General features: G+C 43.2%; 19 protein-coding genes. 17 read left to right on the top strand and 2 right to left on the bottom strand.

The annotated features are described in order from the left end of the window. Positions 1–477 precede the first annotated feature (477 nt). The 15 genes from J7K40_03125 (at position 478) to J7K40_03055 (ending at position 14524) form a co-directional block, all read left to right on the top strand. Positions 478–1416 (top strand): hypothetical protein, encoded by a 939-nt coding sequence (locus tag J7K40_03125; GenBank protein MCD6161389.1) that lies wholly within the window; start codon positions 478–480, stop codon positions 1414–1416. A gap of 182 nt (positions 1417–1598) precedes the next feature. Then, positions 1599–2096 carry a 4Fe-4S dicluster domain-containing protein gene (locus J7K40_03120; protein MCD6161388.1) on the top strand — a complete coding sequence of 166 codons (498 nt, stop codon included), beginning with the start codon at positions 1599–1601 and terminating at the stop codon, positions 2094–2096. Position 2097: 1 nt separating this feature from the next. After that, positions 2098–2976, top strand: a complete 879-nt coding sequence (locus J7K40_03115; GenBank protein MCD6161387.1) for a CoB--CoM heterodisulfide reductase subunit B — start codon at positions 2098–2100, stop codon at positions 2974–2976. Positions 2977–3089: 113 nt separating this feature from the next. Further along, the gene (locus J7K40_03110; protein MCD6161386.1) at positions 3090–3989 is read left to right on the top strand and encodes a mechanosensitive ion channel; all 900 of its coding nucleotides are present in this window, start codon (positions 3090–3092) and stop codon (positions 3987–3989) included. Between the two features lie 341 nt (positions 3990–4330). Beyond that, on the top strand, positions 4331–5080 hold the full coding sequence (locus J7K40_03105; protein ID MCD6161385.1) for a YebC/PmpR family DNA-binding transcriptional regulator: 750 nt from the start codon (positions 4331–4333) through the stop codon (positions 5078–5080). Further along, positions 5077–5616: a crossover junction endodeoxyribonuclease RuvC gene (gene ruvC, locus J7K40_03100; GenBank protein ID MCD6161384.1), complete on the top strand. Its 540-nt coding sequence runs from the start codon at positions 5077–5079 to the stop codon at positions 5614–5616. The genes J7K40_03105 and ruvC overlap by 4 nt, the downstream gene beginning before the upstream one ends. Before the next feature lie 21 nt (positions 5617–5637). Continuing rightward, positions 5638–6267 (top strand): hypothetical protein, encoded by a 630-nt coding sequence (locus J7K40_03095; protein ID MCD6161383.1) that lies wholly within the window; start codon positions 5638–5640, stop codon positions 6265–6267. Between the two features lies 1 nt (position 6268). Then, positions 6269–7291, top strand: a complete 1023-nt coding sequence (gene ruvB / locus J7K40_03090) for a Holliday junction branch migration DNA helicase RuvB (GenBank protein ID MCD6161382.1) — start codon at positions 6269–6271, stop codon at positions 7289–7291. A 132-nt stretch (positions 7292–7423) separates the two neighbouring features. Then, the gene (gene queA / locus J7K40_03085) at positions 7424–8461 is read left to right on the top strand and encodes a tRNA preQ1(34) S-adenosylmethionine ribosyltransferase-isomerase QueA (GenBank protein MCD6161381.1); all 1038 of its coding nucleotides are present in this window, start codon (positions 7424–7426) and stop codon (positions 8459–8461) included. Positions 8462–8465: 4 nt separating this feature from the next. Further along, entirely contained in the window at positions 8466–9077 is a 612-nt protein-coding gene (locus J7K40_03080; GenBank protein MCD6161380.1) for a DedA family protein, read from the top strand. Then, positions 9074–10123 carry a D-alanine--D-alanine ligase gene (locus tag J7K40_03075; GenBank protein MCD6161379.1) on the top strand — a complete coding sequence of 350 codons (1050 nt, stop codon included), beginning with the start codon at positions 9074–9076 and terminating at the stop codon, positions 10121–10123. Before J7K40_03080 ends, J7K40_03075 begins: the two co-directional genes overlap by 4 nt. Positions 10124–10214: 91 nt before the next feature. Beyond that, positions 10215–10934 carry an HAD family hydrolase gene (locus J7K40_03070; GenBank protein MCD6161378.1) on the top strand — a complete coding sequence of 240 codons (720 nt, stop codon included), beginning with the start codon at positions 10215–10217 and terminating at the stop codon, positions 10932–10934. 92 nt (positions 10935–11026) lie between these two features. Then, on the top strand, positions 11027–12016 hold the full coding sequence (locus J7K40_03065; protein ID MCD6161377.1) for a M42 family metallopeptidase: 990 nt from the start codon (positions 11027–11029) through the stop codon (positions 12014–12016). 1 nt (position 12017) lies between these two features. Continuing rightward, positions 12018–13415: a cysteine--tRNA ligase gene (gene cysS, locus J7K40_03060; GenBank protein ID MCD6161376.1), complete on the top strand. Its 1398-nt coding sequence runs from the start codon at positions 12018–12020 to the stop codon at positions 13413–13415. A 524-nt stretch (positions 13416–13939) separates the two neighbouring features. Continuing rightward, positions 13940–14524, top strand: coding sequence for a hypothetical protein (locus tag J7K40_03055; GenBank protein ID MCD6161375.1), 585 nt, complete (start codon positions 13940–13942; stop codon positions 14522–14524). Positions 14525–14715: 191 nt separating this feature from the next. On the opposite strand, the gene groL is transcribed toward J7K40_03055, so the two are convergent. Together groL and J7K40_03045 are read right to left on the bottom strand one after the other, a co-directional pair. Beyond that, positions 14716–16359, bottom strand: a complete 1644-nt coding sequence (groL, locus tag J7K40_03050; protein MCD6161374.1) for a chaperonin GroEL — start codon at positions 16357–16359, stop codon at positions 14716–14718. Positions 16360–16371: 12 nt separating this feature from the next. Then, the gene (locus tag J7K40_03045) at positions 16372–16656 is read right to left on the bottom strand and encodes a co-chaperone GroES (protein MCD6161373.1); all 285 of its coding nucleotides are present in this window, start codon (positions 16654–16656) and stop codon (positions 16372–16374) included. A 439-nt stretch (positions 16657–17095) separates the two neighbouring features. On the opposite strand from J7K40_03045, the gene J7K40_03040 reads away from it, so the two are divergent. Together J7K40_03040 and J7K40_03035 are read left to right on the top strand one after the other, a co-directional pair. After that, positions 17096–17530, top strand: coding sequence for a hypothetical protein (locus J7K40_03040; protein ID MCD6161372.1), 435 nt, complete (start codon positions 17096–17098; stop codon positions 17528–17530). Between the two features lie 56 nt (positions 17531–17586). Beyond that, positions 17587–19621, top strand: a 2035-nt coding sequence (locus J7K40_03035) for a hypothetical protein (protein MCD6161371.1), incomplete at its 3' end; no start/stop codon positions are given.

Raw genomic sequence — 19621 nt, 5'->3', positions numbered from 1 at the left:
GCCGGCGCCCGCCTGTCTGCGGACACGGGGCATGGTATTTTTTTATCCACCTTTGAGTTAACGAACAGCTTCCCGGATTCCCCCGCCGCCGCGGGAAAATGACGTAAATGGATAATCATCAAATCAAAATCAATTACTAAAATCTTAGCTCGAAACATTTAACAAAACAAAAGATGAAGTGCCGATGTTTATCGGAGTCGCCCAACATCCCGCTGCTCTATGGATTATGAAATAAGCAAGCTTCGATTGTTGGGTATTATTTTAAGAACTCTATAAAAAAGGCCGGACAGTAGTGAAATTATATTATAAGGAATTTACACGGGATTTTAGGGAAACTCCTGTAATTTTGTATTGAAGTGTTGTGCTGTCGGGTGCCCCCGCCCGATAGCACATGCAATTTCCGCTTGTTCTAATTAATCCTTGAAATAGCATGCCGGTTGGCTTATATTGAACTTGAAAAGGGAATTCTATTTAATAATGCCTGATAAAAATAAAAGCGCAGCAATTAAAACCATCATTAACACTCTATTTATAGTTTCAGCCCTCTTTATGATGGCTTATTACTTGCATTCAAACTGGGCAGTTCTAAAAGACTATCAATGGCAATTTAATATCAAACTGGCCTTGCTTTCGATATGTCTTTTGTGGATTGCTACCAGCGGTTCTGTTTATATAATTGCTCATATCTCCAGGAAGCTGACCGGAGTAAACATCAAGTATTTCCAGATGTACCGGATAATCAGCATAACTAGTATCGGCCGCTACCTTCCCGGCAAGATTTGGAATATCCTCGGATTTTATTATTATATCTCCGAATATGGAATTGATAAGAAAAAGGCAACATTAACAATTGCCGCCAGCGAGGTTGCCGGCAAAGGCGGAGCTTTAACCTTAGGGCTTTGCTATTTCCTTTTTTCCTCAAAATTTCAGGATTATTTGCCCTTGATGATAATATTATTGATTGGGTGTTTGGCTATGATGCATCCGCGAATATTAGATTTGGTGATAAATTTTGGCTTGAGGATTATAAAAAAGCAGTCAATCGAAATTAATTTTACTTACTCGAACGTATTAGTATTTTTCCTGATGTATATAGTAGTCTGGCTTCTTCACAGCTTAGCGTTTTATACGTTGGTTAGTTCGATTATTTCGTTGGAATCCATCAGTTTTATTCATTTCAGTACGATACTTCCATTATGCTGGGTAGTTGGCTATATAGCGTTATTTGCTCCGGGCGGAATCGGCGTTCGCGAAGGCATGCTGGTATTGACCCTAAGCGAGTTTTTGGCTCCGGAAATAGCGTTGACAATCGCGATTATTCAGCGAATATGGTTTATTATTGTGGAAGGCATCAGTTTTCTGACAGCATATATGATAAAGTCGGATGCAGGCAAAAACACTACTAACGGCAAATAATCCGAATTCTCTATGGCTGCCCGTTATGAAATTCATTGAAAGGCTGGACAGTTGTGATTGATTTAAGTTGTTGACTTTGATTACAAATATGATTAAATATAAGTAGAAGTTAGCAATTATTGCGGTTTTTCATGTTTGTTTTGCTGTCTTTTTGTTAAATTCGCCTAATAGCGAGGTGTCGCTTGAATAAGCCAAAAGAAAAATCTGGCCCCAAGAAACATACGATAAATTTTTCATTTCGGGAAAAACTAAACAATACGGCGGAGGGATATAGACATAATTATTGTTATCAATGTGGAGCGTGTGTAGCCGATTGCCCTGCCAGTATGTATTCAAAAGAGTTTAATCCTCGATTGATAGTATTAAAAGCCTTGCTCGGTTTCGAGGATGAGCTTATCCGACCCGACTCGGAAATATGGAATTGCACTAACTGCTACACCTGTTCGGAACGCTGCCCGCAGGAGGTCAGACCCATAGATGTCATTATTGCGATGAAAAATATTTGTGTCGATGAAGGGAAGGCTCCTGAGCTTGTCGGCAAGATTTCTGATTCGGTATTAACTGATGGTATCACTACCAAGGTTACATCACTGACCGAAAGACGCCGCAAGGAATTGGGTCTTGCGCCGGTTAAAAGTTATCCGGTTGATGAGATTAATAAAATTTTAAAGGGCGATTGATATGAAATATGCTCCGTTTTTCGGCTGTATGATGACAACGAAATATCCGCATTTCGAGGCGGCGGTAAGAATAACCGCAGCTAAAATAGGGATGGAGCTTGTCGATATTGATGGCTTTACCTGCTGCCCTGACCCGATTTATTTTCAAGCCCGCGATAAAATCGAATGGTACACAGTAGCCGCTCGCAATATCTCGCTTGTCGAAGATACCGGCCTCGATATTATTACCACATGTTCGGGATGCACCGCAACGCTTTCGGAAGTGAACATTCATCTAAAAGAAAATGCGGAACTTAGAGAAATGGTCAACAAGCGGCTCAAAAAAATCGGCAGGGAATTCAAGGGCACAATTGATGTGCGTCATGCCGTAACTGTGCTTCGCGATGATTTAGGTTATGATAAAGTCACCGAAACCGTTGTTAATCCGCTCAAGGGGCTAAAAGTGGCGGTTCATTATGGGTGTCATCTGCTTAAGCCATCTCATATTATGCGCGTCGATGACCCTGATCATCCTACTATCCTTCAGAATTTGATTAAAGCTATCGGCGCTGAGCCGGTCCCTCATGATAAAAAACTTTTGTGCTGCGGCCGTGCCTGCATGAATAGTAACATTCCTGACAATATGGTTATCGATATTATCGAATCCGTACAAAGGTCTGAAGCTGATTGCATGGGGCTTATATGCCCTACTTGTTTCGATGAGTTTGATATGGGACAGATTATCCGAGCGCGAAAATATAAAAAACAGCTTGATGTGCCGATTGTGTATTATTTCCAGTTGCTTGGTTTGGCGCAGGGGTTTTCGCTGCAGGAAGTTGGCCTTAATATGCACAAGGTCAAGGCCGATCAACTGTTTGAGAAACTGGCAGCAGCTTCTTAACCCGAATTATTATCAAACTTTTACTCGTCTAAGCTGGGCACACGAGGACGTGTGCCGCCCCCAGTGCTAATAAACTAATTGACAATGCCTTAATGATAATATAAAGTTATCAAATGGAAATTCCTCAAATAATATCCGAAATTGCTAATGCCATAAATATAATTATCCATTTCAAACTATTCGAACTTAACCAAACGCCGGTAACAGTTTCATCACTGCTAATGTTTGTTATTGTAATATTGGCATTTTTTATTTTATCCCGATTTCTAAATAAAGCCTTACTACAAAGAATTCTCTCGCGCTTCGAATTGGATAAGGGTATACAATTTACGCTTGTCAGGCTTAGCCACTATCTGGTTATGGTTATCGGAACTTTGATAGCTTTCCAGTTTATCGGAATTGACTTGGGAGGCTTGGCTGTAGTTTTTGGATTGCTTTCGGTAGGAATCGGTTTTGGGCTTCAGAATATTACCTCTAATTTTATATCCGGGCTAATACTGTTGTTCGAGCGGCCAATAAAGGTCGGTGATCGCGTATCGGTAGGTGAAACAGAGGGGGATGTAATCGCTATCAATATGAGATCTACAATGATTCGCTCTTTAAATAATATCGCTATTATCGTTCCCAATGCGGAGTTTGTCTCATCCAGAGTAATCAACTGGTCGCATGGCGATCCGAAAATTCGTCTTGATATCGAAGTTGGTGTTTCGTATAACTCTGATCTGGATTTAGTCCTTAGGGCGCTTCATGAAGTTGCGATTGAGCATTCAGAAGTTTTAAAAACGCCTGCGCCCGAAGTGCTCCTTAGCGGTTTTGGCGATTCTTCTTGGGATATGGTTTTACGAGCCTGGGTAGCCCAACCTAAACAGCATTACATTACGCGTTCCGAAATTAACTGCGCCATAGTCCGCAAATTCAGGGAATATGAAATCGAGATACCATTCCCCCAACAGGATTTGCATGTGCGCTCGCCCTTGCCGGTGCCAATTCAGCTTGGAGAGCATGAAAATTAGCAAGTCGGGTTCCGACCGGAGGAGGCTGTGATAAAAGATTGATTGCGCAATCATTGCGGACATTTTGCTAATAAATCAGACGTATTGTTTGTAAATAAGTCATTGATTTGCAAAGGCATCGCGTAGGGGCGTATTGCAATATACCCCTGCGAGCACAATGGGATATAGGCTTTTATAACTTTTATCACAGCCTCGGCGGGAGAAACCCGACTTTTTTCACGGCGTCAGGAATCCCTTCCTGACGTAATCAAAATCTTTACTCCCCAAACAATCCCCTTGCTAAACAGCCCCGACTTTGTTAAAATATAATAAAAGAAATATAACCTACCGATGGAGGCGATATGTCCGGACATAGCAAATGGGCAACCATTAAAAGGAAGAAGGGTAAACTTGATGCCCAGCGCGGCAAAACGTTTACTAAGCTTATTAAAGAAATAACGGTTGCTGCCCGCGGCGGCGGCGGCGATCAGGAAGCTAACCCGCGTCTGCGCACTGCAGTAGCCATTGCAAAAGCCGCTAATATGCCGCAGGATAATATCAAAAGGGCAATCCAGAAAGGCACCGGCGAGCTTCCCGGCGTTACTTATGAAGAAGCCAATTACGAGGGTTATGGCCCCGGCGGCGTAGCTGTGTTGGTGAATGTTCTTACAGACAATAAAAACCGAACGGTTGCGGATATACGGAATATATTCGTAAAACACAACGGCAATCTTGGCGAGGCCGGCTGTGTTGGCTGGATGTTTGACACGAAAGGCTACATTACTGTCGAGTTAGATAAAGCCAGCGAGGATGAACTTATGGAGTGGGCTATCGATGCCGGTGCTGAGGATTTTTCCTCTGATGGCGGTATTTATGAAATTTACACCACCTATTCAGACCTCGAAAAAGTCCGCCTAGCGCTTGAGGGAAACAATGTGGAAATGACAACTGCTGAAATTACCCAGATTCCACAAACGACAATTAAAATCGAGGGCAAACATGCCGAGCAGATGATTCGTCTGTTTGAAGCCCTTGACGACCATGATGATGTCCAGAAGGTTTACGCTAATTTCGATATCGATGAGAAGTTGTTGGAGGAGCTATCCGGATAGAAAAATCATCAAAACATGATGAGACGTCTTCAAATAGCGAAAGCCGGATATTTGTCGGGATTGACCCCGGCCTTGGCAACACCGGCTATGGTGTGCTGGAATGGTCAAATGGATTAGTCCGGCTAAAAGATGCCGGTTATATCCAAACAGATAAAAAACTGCCGATGGCAAACCGTCTGTCTGAGATTTATTCGGGCTTAAAGGAAGTATTTGAGGAATATAAACCGGTATCGGTGATTATCGAGGACCTGTATTCCCACTACCGTCATCCGAAAACTGCCATCATCATGGGACACGCCAGAGGTGCAGTATTTTTATGCGCTTCCACAGTCAAAATCCCGGTAATCAGCTATGCTGCAACTATGATAAAAAAATCGTTAACCGGCAATGGACGCGCCTCAAAACATCAGATGCAGTTAATGATTACCAACAAGCTTGGATTAAATGAGATTCCCGAACCTCCGGATGTGGCCGATGCTTTAGCGGTGGCGTTATGTCATATTAATCATCTTAATGGAAAGTCCGGTTTAGTATAAAATATTAACAGGTGGTTTAATTTGATTTCCAGAATAAAAGGCAAACTTAGCGGCGTAGATTCTGTCCGGGCTTATATTGAGGTCAGCGGGCTGACTTATGATATTATGCTCCCGACAGGCTTGCTGGATAAGCTTTCGGAAAAAACAGATGACGGCCTGGTTGAGCTTTATACAATTTATTATATTGAGGGTTCTACTATCGGCAATCAATTCCCCCGTCTGATTGGCTTTGACGATCCGGTTCAGCGGGAGTTCTTTCAAATACTTACAAATGTCAGCGGTCTCGGCATCAAAAAAGCGTTAAGGTCTTTAGTGCTGCCGATAAACATAATCGCCAGAGCTATCGAAACAGAAAATACAAAAAAGCTGATTGAGCTTCCCGGCATCGGCAAGCGGATGGCCGAAAAGATTATTGCCGAGCTTAAGGGACGAGTAGCCAAGTTTGCTCTCATACAGGATGCCGAACCGTTATCGGGACCTTTAAAAGCTCCCGATTTTGCCGCTGAGGTAATGGATGTTTTGCAGCAGCTTCAGTATAATCCTGCGCATGCCAAAATTATGATAGAGAGAGCGCTGGCAACCGGCAAAACATATAAATCAGCCGAGGAAATGCTGGAGCAGATTTTCAAACAGCAGGGAATGAGTTCATAATATGCGTAAACGAGTAGTGTCGCCAGCGGTTTATTCGGATGATGATGAACAGGCAATAATCTCGCTTCGACCCGAACGGCTAAGCGATTATATCGGCCAGCATCAATTAGTTGAAAAGCTAAAAGTCTCGCTTAAAGCATCGAAACAGCGCGCCGAGCCGCATGAGCATATACTATTTTACGGGCCTCCCGGCCTTGGCAAAACAACGCTGGCGCATATCATCGCCAATGAGATGGGCACCAAGCTTGTAGTCAGCTCGGGACCATCGCTGCAGCGCACCGGTGATTTGATGGGAATACTGACCAACCTCGGTACCGGCGATGTTTTTTTCATCGATGAGATACACCGTCTGGCGCCGGCGGTCGAGGAATTTATCTATCCCGCCTTAGAGGATTTCAAGGTTGACTTTATTGTAGATAAAGGAGCTTATGCCCGGGTTATCAATGTCCCGCTAAAGAAATTTACACTGATAGGTGCAACCACCAGAGCCGGGCTTCTAAGCGCGCCTATGCGTTCGCGGTTTGGCATATTTCATCATATAGATTTCTATCCCGATAATGAACTGGCCGAGATTATCATACGTTCGGCAAAAATACTCGGCGTTGAAATAGATTCGGAAGCCAGCGATGAGTTGTCCCATAGAAGTCGAGGCACTCCCCGTATAGCCAACCGTCTATTGAGGCGCGTACGCGACTTTTCGCAGGTTAAGAGCGATGGCAAAATCGACCTGGAATCGGTTAATCTGGCTTTAGAGATGGAGGGAATAGACAGCGCCGGCCTTGATGACCTCGACGTGAAATTTCTCACGACCATTATTGAATATTACTCAGGCGGTCCGGTGGGAATTGAAGCCTTAGCGGCTACCCTTAATGAGGAATCAGATACTCTCGAGGAAATGGTAGAACCGTTCCTTTTAAAAATCGGTTACCTTCAGCGTACCAAAAGGGGACGCGTTGTAAGTAAATCCGCCTATAACCATCTGAATATTAAGCCTGAAAGCGGCTTGCAGCAGCATCTGTTATAGTATGCCCGGTTTTGGTAAAATACTAATCGTCTTAGTGCCCTTTTTAGCTTATGTTTCCGCTGGCATCATCATTAATAATATCAATCCTCCTAACCACTGTTTTTTATTTAGTCAGGTATTTTAAAAATGAAAATAGATATTTCCGATTATGATTATAGTCTTCCCAAGGAAAGAATAGCTCTCTATCCCAAAAGCGACCGAAGCTCATCAAAGCTTTTTATAATTGACCGCGCTAAGGATGCTTTCGAGCATAAGGTTTTTTCTGATATTATCGATTACCTTCAAAAAGGCGATTTGCTCGTATTAAACAACTCTAAAGTATTTCCAGCTCGCCTGCATGGCTATAAAAAAGGCACCGGCGGCAAGGCTGAGATATTTCTATTAAAGAAAATTGATGGCGGCAAATGGGAAGCGTTAGTCAGACCGGGACGACGGCTTCAGCCAGGCACGGTTGTGGAAATTGCGGATGAAAAAATTGTAGCCTATATAGGCGAACGAACGCAAGCCGGCGGCAGGGTAGTGGAATTTTCCGCTAACGGCGATTTGATGGATTTAATCTGGCAGTATGGCGAAATACCGTTGCCGCCTTATATAGACCGTCAGCCGGAGGAAAAAGATAAGTCAACATATCAGACAGTGTATGCAAAAAACATAGGCGCAGCTGCCGCCCCAACTGCCGGCTTCCATTTTACCGACGAGATATTACATAGGCTAACCATCAAAGGTATTGAGATTGCATACCTGACGCTTCATCCCGGGTTAGGTACTTTCCGCCCGATAAAAGTTCAGGATGTTGCCGAACATAAAATGGATGAGGAATTTTTTTCCATACCGGAAAAGACCGCCGATATGATTACAGATGCTAAGAAACAGGGTCGAAGAATCATTGCTGTTGGCACAACCGCAGTGCGGGCGTTGGAAAGCTCGTTTGATGATGCGGAAAAAAGAATAATCCCAACATCCGGCAGATACACCGACAAATTTATTTATCCGCCTTACCAGTATAAAATAGTTGATTGCCTGTCGACTAATTTTCATCTGCCGAAATCTACCCTGCTTTTATTGGTATCGGCATTAGCAGGACGAGAACGCATGCTGGCCGCCTACAAAGAGGCAATACGGCTGAACTATCGCTTTTTCAGTTATGGCGATGCCATGTTGATATTATAAAACTATGGCTTTCGAGGAAATTTTACAATACTTAGTTGCCAAACAGGCGGTAACTATTTATATCATACTGGCGATAAGCGCCTATATCGAAAACGTGTTCCCGCCCTGGCCAAGCGATACGATGCTGTTAGTCGGGGCATTTCTTGCCGGCAGAGGCGAACTGGAGTATATCCCCTTGTATATCAGCGTTATCATAGGCGGCTTAGCCGGAGCGATGACACTGTATTATCTTGGCAATAAAAAGGGACGCTCGTTTTTTGAAAAATATGATAAATACTATTTCAAAATCGAAAACATGCAAAAGATAGAGAGATGGTTTGAAAAATGGGGCAATCTTCTCCTGATTGTCTCGCGGTTCTTAGCGGGCATCAGGTCGCTTGTGGCAATAACCGCCGGCATCGGCAATGTGTCGGTTTCGCGGATGACGTTTTTCTCTTTGATTAGTTTCTGCCTGTGGTATGCCATATTAATCGGGGGAATGTATCTATTAAAATCAAATTGGCAGAAACTTGTGGGGGTAATTAAATCGTATAATATTATATTTATTCTTGCCAGCGCGCTGGCGGCAACGGTCTGGTTGGTTATTATTTATAAAAGAAGCGGGATAAAAAAATGAAAATTGCAGTTTTTATGGGAGGCACCTCCCTCGAACGAGACGTCTCATTGGTCTCCGGAGCCGCAGTTGTGGATGCTTTGAGAGTTGCCGGACATGAGGTAGTCCCGATTGACCCGGCGCGCGGCATTATGACGCTAACCGATGACGAACTTAAGGCAATTAGCGAAATAGAGCAAAAACCGCCGTCAAGCGATGAGTTGGAACGTTATTCAAATCGAACGATGCTTGAGACTATAAACTCGCCGCAGATGCAGGAAGTCGATGTAGTGTTTTTAATCCTTCACGGCACCAGCGGTGAGGATGGCACAATCCAGGCGGCATTAGAGATGGCCGGAATACCATATACGGGTTCAGGCGTGATGGCATCGGCATTGGCTATGAATAAGATTCTAAGCAAGAAGATATTTCTTGCCAGCGATATTCCCACGCCCGAGTATTTTGTCTTAGAAAGCGAGCAGGAAATATCAGCCGATGAAATAAACTCGATGATTGCATCAGGCATCGGCTACCCGGCGATAGTAAAACCTGTTTGTCAGGGTTCATCGGTGGGGCTTTCTTTAGTGAAAGCAAAAGATGATATTGTAGAAGCGATCGCAAAAGGTTTTAAATATGATAACAGACTGCTCGTGGAAAAATATATTCCCGGCCGTGAGGTTACAGTCGGTATCCTCGGCAATCAGATATTGCCGCTGGCAGAGTGTGTTCCCGAAAGCGGGTTCTATGATTACGAGCATAAATATACCGACGGCAGAACGCAGTATTTCTGTCCGGCAAACCTTTCGGAAAAGCAGGAGAAATTGATAAGCGAGCTGGGATTGAAAGCCTTTAAGGCGTTAGATTGCGCTGGTTTTGCGCGTATAGATTTCCGCCTCAACGATAGCGGCAAAGTCTACTGCCTCGAGGCTAACACACTGCCAGGCATGACATCTCATTCATTAGTACCCAAGGCGGCTAAGGCGGCGGGAATTGATTTCCCACAGCTCGCAGAAAAAATTTGCCTGATAGCAATTGAGGATTTTAAGAAACGCAGCTCGGATATTCGCTGAATATGCGTAAGGGCGTCCGCCATTGGCGGATACGCCCTCCATGCTGGCTGCATAACCAAACACGCTATATTCAAATTGCAGGGAGCGATAATTGAAATACAAAGCGATACTGTTTGACCTCGGCAGTACTCTCATAGAATACGAAAATCACGATTGGATGGAACTCGGCAAAAACGGCATACAAGCCGCGCATCCATACTTAAAGAAACTGTTTCCCGCAATTCCTGAGGTTAATACATTCGGACCGAATTTTTACAAGTATCTCCGGGAAATCTTAGACCAACGCGCCAATTATTCGGAAGTTCATATTTATAGTGCTTGCGACATGATATTCAAGCGAATGGGGTTGGCTATCAATGACGGCATTGTCGATAGGTTTGTTGATATATACCATAAACCGGTAGCCGAGCAGATTACTTTAATCCCCGGCGCAGTTGATGTCTTAAAAAATATCAGCCAACATAATTTGACAATCGGATTAGTGTCAAACTCGATTTTCCCGGAAAAATATCATCGCGGCGATATGGAACATTTCGGGTTGCTAAAATATTTCGATTTTACGATATTCTCAAGCAGTGTTGGTATCCGCAAACCGGGAGGAGAAATATTCGAGATGGCGCTGGAAAAAGCGAAAGCAAAACCATCGGAAGCGATATTTATCGGCGACAGGTTCGATGCTGATATCGGGGGCGCGCAAAATGCCGGAATTACTGCGGTCTTGAAATATCGACAGGGGCGGGAAAACCCCGATAATTTCAAACCGGATTATGAAATAATAAATCTTGGTGAATTGAAAACGATAATTTTCTGATAGGAGGAAAATTGGATAAGACTGAAAGACTATTAGCCGACTTAACAGACGCTCATGGCGTATCGGGTTTTGAGGATGAAATTGGCAAAGTGATGGTCAACCATCTCGAAGCCGCCGATGAAATTACTTATGATAATCTGGGCAGCGTAATTGCCCGTAAAAAAGGAAAATCAGATAAGCCTCGAATAATGATAGCCGGTCATCTCGATGAGGTCGGTTTTATGGTTAAGGAAATCACCGATGCCGGCTATATCAAATTTCTGCCGCTTGGCGGTTGGTGGGGACATGTCGCCTTAGCTCAAAGAGTGATAGTTAAAGCATCAAAAGGCGATATTATCGGAGTAATAGGCTCTAAACCGCCTCACTTGCTCAAAGATGATGAGCGCAAGAAAGTGCTCGATTTGGATGATATGTATATCGATGTTGGCGTTAACGAGAAAACGAATATCAAGAAAATGGGCATCCGTCCCGGCGACCCGATTGTTCCCGATGCTAAGTTTACGGTCATGCACGACCCGAAAATGTATCTGAACAAAGCGTTCGATAACCGTATCGGAGTAGCCGCCGCAGTTGAAGTCATCAACAAATTAAAAGGCAGGGCGCATCCCAATAGCGTCTATGGTGTAGGCACTGCTCAGGAAGAGGTAGGTCTTAGAGGCGCCGGCACAGCCGCTTGGGCTGTCGAGCCTGATGTTGCATTTGTTGTCGATGTATCATTAGCCGCCGATGGGCCTGACGCTAGCAAAAGCACTTCCGCTAAACTCGGCTCAGGACCGTCCATAACCGTTTACGACGGCAGTATGATTCCTCATAGAAGGCTTCGCGATTTAGTGATTGATACGGCCGAAAATGAAAAGATTCCCTACCATCTGGCGGCTTTGGGCAGAGGCGGCACCGATGGCGGCAGGATTCATCTATCTCGCTCGGGCGTGCCGTGTATTTATATGGGCGTGGCTACTCGCTATATCCACAGCCACACCAGCATCATTCATCGCGATGACTTCGATAATTTAGTCAAATTATTAGTCGCTGTTATCAAGAAATTAGATTCAAAAACTGTTAAGCAGCTTGCCAAGAGGTAATATGACAGCAGTATTTTATAATACATTCACGCGCCGTAAAGAGGAATTCAAATCGATCAAACCCGATTATGTTGGGATGTACACCTGCGGTCCGACTGTTTATGCGCCCGCTCATATAGGTAATTTCAGAGCCTATATTTTTGAAGACTTGCTCAAACGCTTTTTGATTTTCAAGGGCTATAAAGTAACTCAGGTAATGAATCTCACCGATGTGGATGATAAAACAATTCGCGATTCGCAGGCTCTAAAAATATCGCTTGATGAACATACGAGGAAGTTCAAAGACTTATTCTTTCAGGATATCGACCGCTTGAATATCAATCGGGCAGAACATTACCCGGAAGCTACCAAGCATGTCGATGAGATGGTTGCCATGACTAATAAGCTTCTGGAAAATGGCCATGCCTATAAATCGGGTTCATCGATTTATTACCGGATTTCGACTTTTCCCCAATACGGCTCGCTGTCACACATGAAATTAGATCAGCTTAAAGATGGCGCGCGGGTTGATTCGGATGAGTACGAAAAAGAAACCGCCTCGGATTTTGCGCTCTGGAAAGGCTGGTCTGTCGAGGATGGCGATGTGTATTGGGAAACCGAACTCGGCAAAGGCCGACCCGGCTGGCACATCGAATGCTCGGCGATGAGCATGAAATATCTCGGCGAAAGTTTCGATATTCACACCGGCGGCGTCGATAATATGTTCCCGCATCATGAAAATGAAATCGCTCAATCTGAAGGCGCTACCGGTAAAAAGTTTGTCAAATACTGGCTTCATTGCGAATACCTTATTGTCGAAGGCAAAAAGATGGCTAAATCCGAAGGTAATTATTATACTGTTCAGGACATTATCGATAAAGGTAATAATCCTTTGGCGATAAGATACCTGCTTTTGGCAACGCATTACCGTCAGCAGTTGAACTTTACTTTCGAGGCTCTCGAAGCGGCTAAAAACGCTATTACCCGCCTGCGCGATTTTCGGGATGCGGTAAAAATCTCCAGCGGTGATGGCCAGAATGCCGAAATTAAGGCAATAACCGAAAAAGCGCTAAATAAATTTGAAACATCCCTTGATGATGATTTGAATATATCGCCGGCGTTAGCGGCTGTTTTCGATTTTGTCAAAGAGATAAATATCGCCAAAGAGAAAAATCCTTTGTCTAAGTCGGATGCTGAAATTATTGAAGATGCCCTGAAAAAATTCGATTCGGTGCTGGGTGTTATCTATGTGAAAGAAGAGGCTTTGGATTCCGAAATTGAGGAGCTTATAGAAAAGCGGATACAGGCCAGAAAAGATAAGGATTTCGCCGAGGCAGACCGGATTAGAAACCAGCTTGATGAAATGGGAATAATCCTTGAGGATTCAGCCGCTGGCACGCGCTGGAAACGGAAACTTTAAACAGCGTCAGGATGTCGTCCGCCCTGGCGGACTCCATCCTGACGCATAAAAAATTACATTCCTCAGTATGGAAGTCACGTCTCAAGCGGGACGACATCCTGAGGGCAACGCATAAAAAAAGCAACGCTGGTGCACGAGGACGTACACCAGCTACATTTTTAGCTCTTATTGCCAAACACAATTTTTAGTTCTTGTTCTATTGGCTGACATAGTAGCAATTTAGTTCTTGTTGCCAAGCGCCGCTTGGTAATAAGAGGGTGATGCGACAGCTGCCGGACGCTTTTACATGTTGCGATTACATCCCGACCTACAAAAAAGAAATGATTGGATTCCCTCAATATTTATAGGAATATTCCCATAATTTTTACCGGAAATTTCATATTCTGATTTTACATTCAAAATATATCGGTATTCATATCAATAAGTTACGAATTACTGCATGAAATTTAAACAATTAGGTCTGTTTATTGATTATATAATCGCCAGAAATGAAATAACAAACCTCAGATAATAAGGAGATATTAATGGTTAACAAAGTAAACGGTTTTTTATTTGCTGCGCTTTTAATCGCCATGGCAGGGCTAATAGCCTTTAGCGGTTGTTCGAACAATTCGCCCTTATCAAGCGATGATGAAAACAGCGATTTAAACGCAATTAATGCGGTGGATGCTGTCAAGAATCTTAATCCCTTAGACCATCGTTTGCTGGCAAAAGGCGACCCCGAAACGTATCTAATTGACTCTGCAGCTGTTAGTCATGAATTTGATGATGATGGTTTTGAAATGACTTTGTCATTAGATAGAAAAACGATTAAGTTTATTGTTCCTGAGGATGCGATTGATGATGATGATAAAGATATTATAATCTTAGGAGAAAAATGGCAAACTCCTGATGGCATCGTGTATTATTATACATGTTCTCCTTCAGGACTTGTTTTTGAAAAACCGATAACATTAAAACAGACTTTAGAAAACACCAATTACAATGAAGATATGTATTGGTACAATCCGGCATCATTGAGTTGGGAAGTAGAGGATTCGGATAAGGTAGTGAATGGGATTGTCACGTTTGATATAGATCATTTTTCGAGGTATGCAATATCTGATTAGCATTTAACATTATTTATAACTTAATAAATAAAGCCCGGCAAGTGTCGGGCTTTTTTTATTAGCTCTGATTACCAAGCGCCGCTTGGTAACCAGAGAATATTTGCGAACAAGCGGATTAATACATTTCGCCCATGCATGTGCTGTCAGAAGTTACTTCTGACAGCACATTTGCAAACTTGCGAATAAATCGCTTAATACATTCCGCCCATACCGCCCATATCAGGCATGCCGCCGCCAGGCATAGATGGCATAGATTTTTCCTTCTCAGGCTTATCGGTAATGATAGCCTCAGTCGTAAGCAGCAAACCGGCAATAGAAGCGGCATTTTCCAAAGCCGAACGAGTAACCTTTGTCGGGTCGAGAACGCCGAATTTCAACATGTCGCCATACTCATCGGTTTCAGCGTTGTAGCCATAGTTGCCGGTTTCATTGAGTACTTTATTTATAATAATCGAGCCTTCAACACCGGAGTTTTTGGTAATCTGACGAATTGGTTCTTCGAGCGCCTTTTTAATAATCATAGCGCCGACTTTCTCATCGCCGTCCAGTTTAATATTATCAAGAGAAGCCATAGAGCGCAGAAGCACAATTCCGCCGCCGGGCACAATGCCTTCCTCGACAGCCGCTCTGGTAGCATGCAAAGCATCCTCGACGCGGGCTTTCTTTTCTTTCATTTCGGTTTCGGTAGCCGAGCCAACATTGATAACCGCCACGCCGCCAGCCAGCTTAGCTAGACGTTCCTGAAGTTTTTCGGAGTCGTAATCAGAGGTTGAGGCATCGATTTGTTTGCGTATGCTGTTAATGCGGCCTTTAATATCCTCAGTAGAACCACCGCCCTCAACGATAGTGGTGTTGTCTTTATCAACAACGATGCGTTTGGCTTTGCCAAGGTCAGAGGCTACGGCGTTTTCGAGTTTGAATCCGAGTTCTTCGGAGATAACCTTGCCGCCTGTCAAAGTAGCGATATCTTCAAGCATAGCCTTTCTGCGGTCGCCAAAACCGGGAGCCTTAACGGCACAGATTTTCAAGGTGCCGCGGAGCTTATTAACTACTAAAGTAGCTAAAGCTTCACCTTCAATATCCTCGGCGATAATCATCATCGGCTTGCCCATTTGGGCAACTTTCTCGAGAATCGGCAGAAGGTCTTTCATCACGGAGATTTTCTTGTCATAGATAAGAACCAAAGGATCTTCCATAACCGCTTCCATGTTGTCAGCATCCGTGATAAAGTAAGGGGAGAGATAACCGCGGTCGAACTGCATGCCTTCGACTACTTCAAGCGATGTTTCAGTGGACTTGGCTTCCTCGACAGTGATTACGCCATCCTTGCCGACTTTTTCCATCGCATCAGCGATAAGATTGCCGATTGTAATATCGTTGTTAGCCGATACTGAACCGACTTGAGCAATCTCATTCTTGCCTTCGACATCCTTGGACTGCTTTTTAATAGCCTCAACAACAACAGCCACAGCTTTATCGACACCGCGTTTCAAACTCATCGGGTTGGCGCCGGCGGTAACATTTTTTAAACCTTCGCGATAAATAGCTTGAGCTAATATTGTAGCAGTGGTTGTGCCGTCACCGGCAATATCAGAGGTCTTGGAAGCGACTTCTTTAACCATCTGGGCGCCCATATTTTCATATGGGTCTTCAAGGCTGATTTCCTTGGCGACTGTAACGCCATCTTTAGTTATAGTTGGCGAGCCAAACTTTTGGTCGATTACTACATTGCGGCCCTTGGGTCCGAGCGTAACCTTAACCGTATTAGCAAGTTGGTCAACACCGCGTTTAAGTTTTTCGCGGGCGGCACTTTCAAATTCTATCATCTTTGCCATAATCATTTACTCCTATTTAACAATGGCGAGAATATCGGACTCGCGCATAATCAGGTATTCGACATCATCAATTGTTATTTCCGTACCGGAATATTTGCCATAAAGAATTTTATCGCCTTTCTTGACTTCCATAGGTACGGCTTTGCCATCCTCAACCCGGCCGGAACCGGCTTCCATAATTTCGCCCTGCATCGGACGTTCTTTGGCGGTATCGGGAATAATGATACTGCCCTTTTTGACCTCTGCTTCTTCGAGAGGTTTAACCACCACACGGTCAGCAAGCGGTTTAATATTCATCTAACTCCTCCAATTAAGGTGTTTTGTTATTGGTAACTTCTTTAAGAGCCTAATCTTGGGCTCCTTTGTTAGCACTCTAACTCGATGAGTGCTAAAATTGTTGCAAGTAATGTATAAATGTTGATATGTGTTGTCAAGAGAAAAAATTGAAAAAGTTTAAAGATGTGATTATTCATCAAGAATTTTCTTGACATATAAACGAAAAATATTACTTTTAAGCTATAAATACTAATCTTTATCTTGAAGATATAATATGATGAACAGATATTGTAGTAATATCAACAGCAACAATAGCGCAAAAACAATAGCCGACATCTTATCTTGCTATAGAACAACGAGTTACCCCCCAATGTTCGCGCGCACCGCCGATAGTTAATAATATTAATCTAACATCGAAACTTGAAATAAGTTATAAATTATTAATTAAAAGGATGGAAAAATGTTTAATAAATCTCTTGTCATAATTTTGGTTTTTGCATTTGTTTGTATTATTCAAACGCCGGCGCAAAGCCAAGGGGTTTTTCTGGGTACTAAAACTAATATGAGTTTATCGATATATGGGCAAGGAGGGCTTCCGATTTTGTCTGGATATTATCAGCCTAGCGGATATTGGGTTAATTATACAGTAAAGTTTAGTATTGATGATAGTCAAGCTCACGATTATTCAGTAATTACCTTCTCTGTTGTAGAAGGTATAGATGTAGTAGTTGATTCAAGAAATTATCCTGAAGAAGGTTATTATACTATTACTGGATCTGGTTATACAGGGCAAGGAAATGACTACCTGCAAATTGACCAAACAGGTGGTAATGGAACCGACCACTTTGGTTTTATGAAAATTGAAGCGGAGTACTTAAGCAAACCATCGCAATAGCAAACAAAGATTATCCCCCCGTACTTAACGGGGGGAGTTTTTAGGAGCAGTAGAAGATGATAAAATCATGGTTATTTAAAATGATATTTCTTTATATACTATTATTAACAGTTGTACTAAGCGCTGATGAAAACCGCTGGTCAACTAACGGACCGTATGGCGCCAGAGTGGCAACCATTGCCATACATCCTTTTGATAATCAGCACCTACTAATTGGTACAATAGAAAATGGCATATATGAATCAACCGACGGCGGGGCGATATGGAATTGGATTGAAACCGATTCGCTTTATTCTAATATGCGCGTGCTAAGGATTCATCCTAACGGACCGGATACCATGTTTGCCGGAACAGCCCAAGGCTTCTTTAAAAGTATCGATGGCGGCTTAAGCTGGACACGGATTTATATTGAGGGATACACTTACAATGAATATCGCGATATCTTAATTCATCCTGATAATCCTTCTATCTTATTTACGGGCAAGTTTGGAACGGGCTACAAATCTACAGATGGCGGAGCAACATGGACTTGCCTTGATTTGCCGCCCATGGCATCACCGGAGGCTTTTGATGTTGACCGGCAAAACACCGATAATATTTATCTCGTAATAGGAAGCAGCGATGGTCGCTCGGTTCACAAAAGCGAAGACTTAGGCGATACTTGGTTTTGCATCCATAATGACCTTGATTCAACCATCTCATTACAGGATATTGCTGTAGATCCAATAGAACCTCAAACGATATATGTTTCTGGACTTAACCGGAATGACCGTGTAGGTCAATGTATAGCTAAAACGACAAATGGAGGTATCAATTGGCATGGCATCACTCCGCTAGCGCTATTGGATAATGCTTATATTTTATCGATTGCGCTGTCGCCAATTAATCATAATACTGTTTATATATGCTCCTCAGAAAAAGGTGTATTTCGCTCAACAGATGGCGGCGACAATTGGGAGGATATCAACGAAGGGTTAGAAGTTCGCGGTATAAAAACAATGACAATTGATTCTCTATCCGGTATTATTTACTTGGGGACTTATTATGGCGGCATCTATCGATCTTTAGATAATGGTGATCATTGGGAGAAGATTAGTTTTAACATCAAACTAACATCATGTACCGATATTGCGGTTAATCAAAGATATCCCGATTCTGTTTATGTGACTGCCAGAAACGGCTTTTATCGTTCGGTTGACGGTGCTTTAAGCTGGGAGCATGTAGAGCTTTGCTATCCGACTTGTGAAAAGGTAACGAGATCGATTCAGATTGATCCAATTGATCCCGATTACATATATGTTGGCTTATATCCATATGGCGGCGAAGGTCAGGGCGGTATATACAGGTCAACTGACGGAGGGCGCAATTGGGAGTTTTTTAACAATGGTCTACCTCCTGATATTTATTATGATGAGATAATAGCAGTGATGCGAAATAATGAAAATCGCCGCCTTTTTCTGACTTCGAACAATGGCCTTTATCGTTCGGACGACTTCGGCGAAAGCTGGACTTTATGCGAGGATGGTCTTCCGACTTGTGGTTATTTTAATACAATAGCTGCAAGTCCTGCCAACAATAATTACATATATCTCGGTGAAAAGAGGGGGTATTCCGACCAACGGTTATACAAATCGATTGATTGCGGTTTAACCTGGGAGCCTATATCCACAATAGATGGCGGAATAATAGCTCATTATATTGCCTGCGATTCTTTCGACCCTTATACGGCATATATAACCTTTGATACTCTTGGGATATTAAAGACAACTGATGGCGGCAACAGGTGGATCGATATCAATGCCAATCTTCCGCTTGATGTGGATTATGTTTCTATGTCCGGCATAATGATAAATCCCTATAACCCTGATAACATATTTGTATGCGTTCAAGGTAAAGGCATTTTTATTTCTAATAATGGCGGTTTGCATTGGGATGATTTCAACGAGGGTATGGAGAACAGCTTTTCTTCGGGTTATCCGATATTTGATCCGACTGATACAAGCCGGATATATCTAGCCGGCCATTCCGTTTGGACAATCACCCGCACGCCAACAGGCATAGCGGTCGATGACAATATATTGCCGCTTGGAA

The sequence above is a fragment of the Candidatus Zixiibacteriota bacterium genome (genome assembly GCA_021159005.1).
GTDB lineage: Bacteria > Zixibacteria > MSB-5A5 > UBA10806 > 4484-95 > JAGGSN01.
Note: the sequence above shows the minus strand (reverse complement) of the source record. Positions and strands in the feature narration are given on the sequence as shown.

What these genes read in the sequence shown, in the direction of transcription:
- cysS (MCD6161376.1), top strand. Translation starts at nt 12,018, where the DNA reads ATGACAGCAGTATTTTATAATACATTCACGCGCCGTAAAGAGGAATTC.
- J7K40_03045 (MCD6161373.1), bottom strand. Translation starts at nt 16,656, where the DNA reads ATGAATATTAAACCGCTTGCTGACCGTGTGGTGGTTAAACCTCTCGAA.
- J7K40_03110 (MCD6161386.1), top strand. Translation starts at nt 3,090, where the DNA reads ATGGAAATTCCTCAAATAATATCCGAAATTGCTAATGCCATAAATATA.
- J7K40_03125 (MCD6161389.1), top strand. Translation starts at nt 478, where the DNA reads ATGCCTGATAAAAATAAAAGCGCAGCAATTAAAACCATCATTAACACT.
- J7K40_03105 (MCD6161385.1), top strand. Translation starts at nt 4,331, where the DNA reads ATGTCCGGACATAGCAAATGGGCAACCATTAAAAGGAAGAAGGGTAAA.
- J7K40_03115 (MCD6161387.1), top strand. Translation starts at nt 2,098, where the DNA reads ATGAAATATGCTCCGTTTTTCGGCTGTATGATGACAACGAAATATCCG.
- J7K40_03080 (MCD6161380.1), top strand. Translation starts at nt 8,466, where the DNA reads ATGGCTTTCGAGGAAATTTTACAATACTTAGTTGCCAAACAGGCGGTA.
- J7K40_03075 (MCD6161379.1), top strand. Translation starts at nt 9,074, where the DNA reads ATGAAAATTGCAGTTTTTATGGGAGGCACCTCCCTCGAACGAGACGTC.
- J7K40_03055 (MCD6161375.1), top strand. Translation starts at nt 13,940, where the DNA reads ATGGTTAACAAAGTAAACGGTTTTTTATTTGCTGCGCTTTTAATCGCC.
- J7K40_03065 (MCD6161377.1), top strand. Translation starts at nt 11,027, where the DNA reads ATGGTCAACCATCTCGAAGCCGCCGATGAAATTACTTATGATAATCTG.
- ruvB (MCD6161382.1), top strand. Translation starts at nt 6,269, where the DNA reads ATGCGTAAACGAGTAGTGTCGCCAGCGGTTTATTCGGATGATGATGAA.
- groL (MCD6161374.1), bottom strand. Translation starts at nt 16,359, where the DNA reads ATGGCAAAGATGATAGAATTTGAAAGTGCCGCCCGCGAAAAACTTAAA.
- J7K40_03040 (MCD6161372.1), top strand. Translation starts at nt 17,096, where the DNA reads ATGTTTAATAAATCTCTTGTCATAATTTTGGTTTTTGCATTTGTTTGT.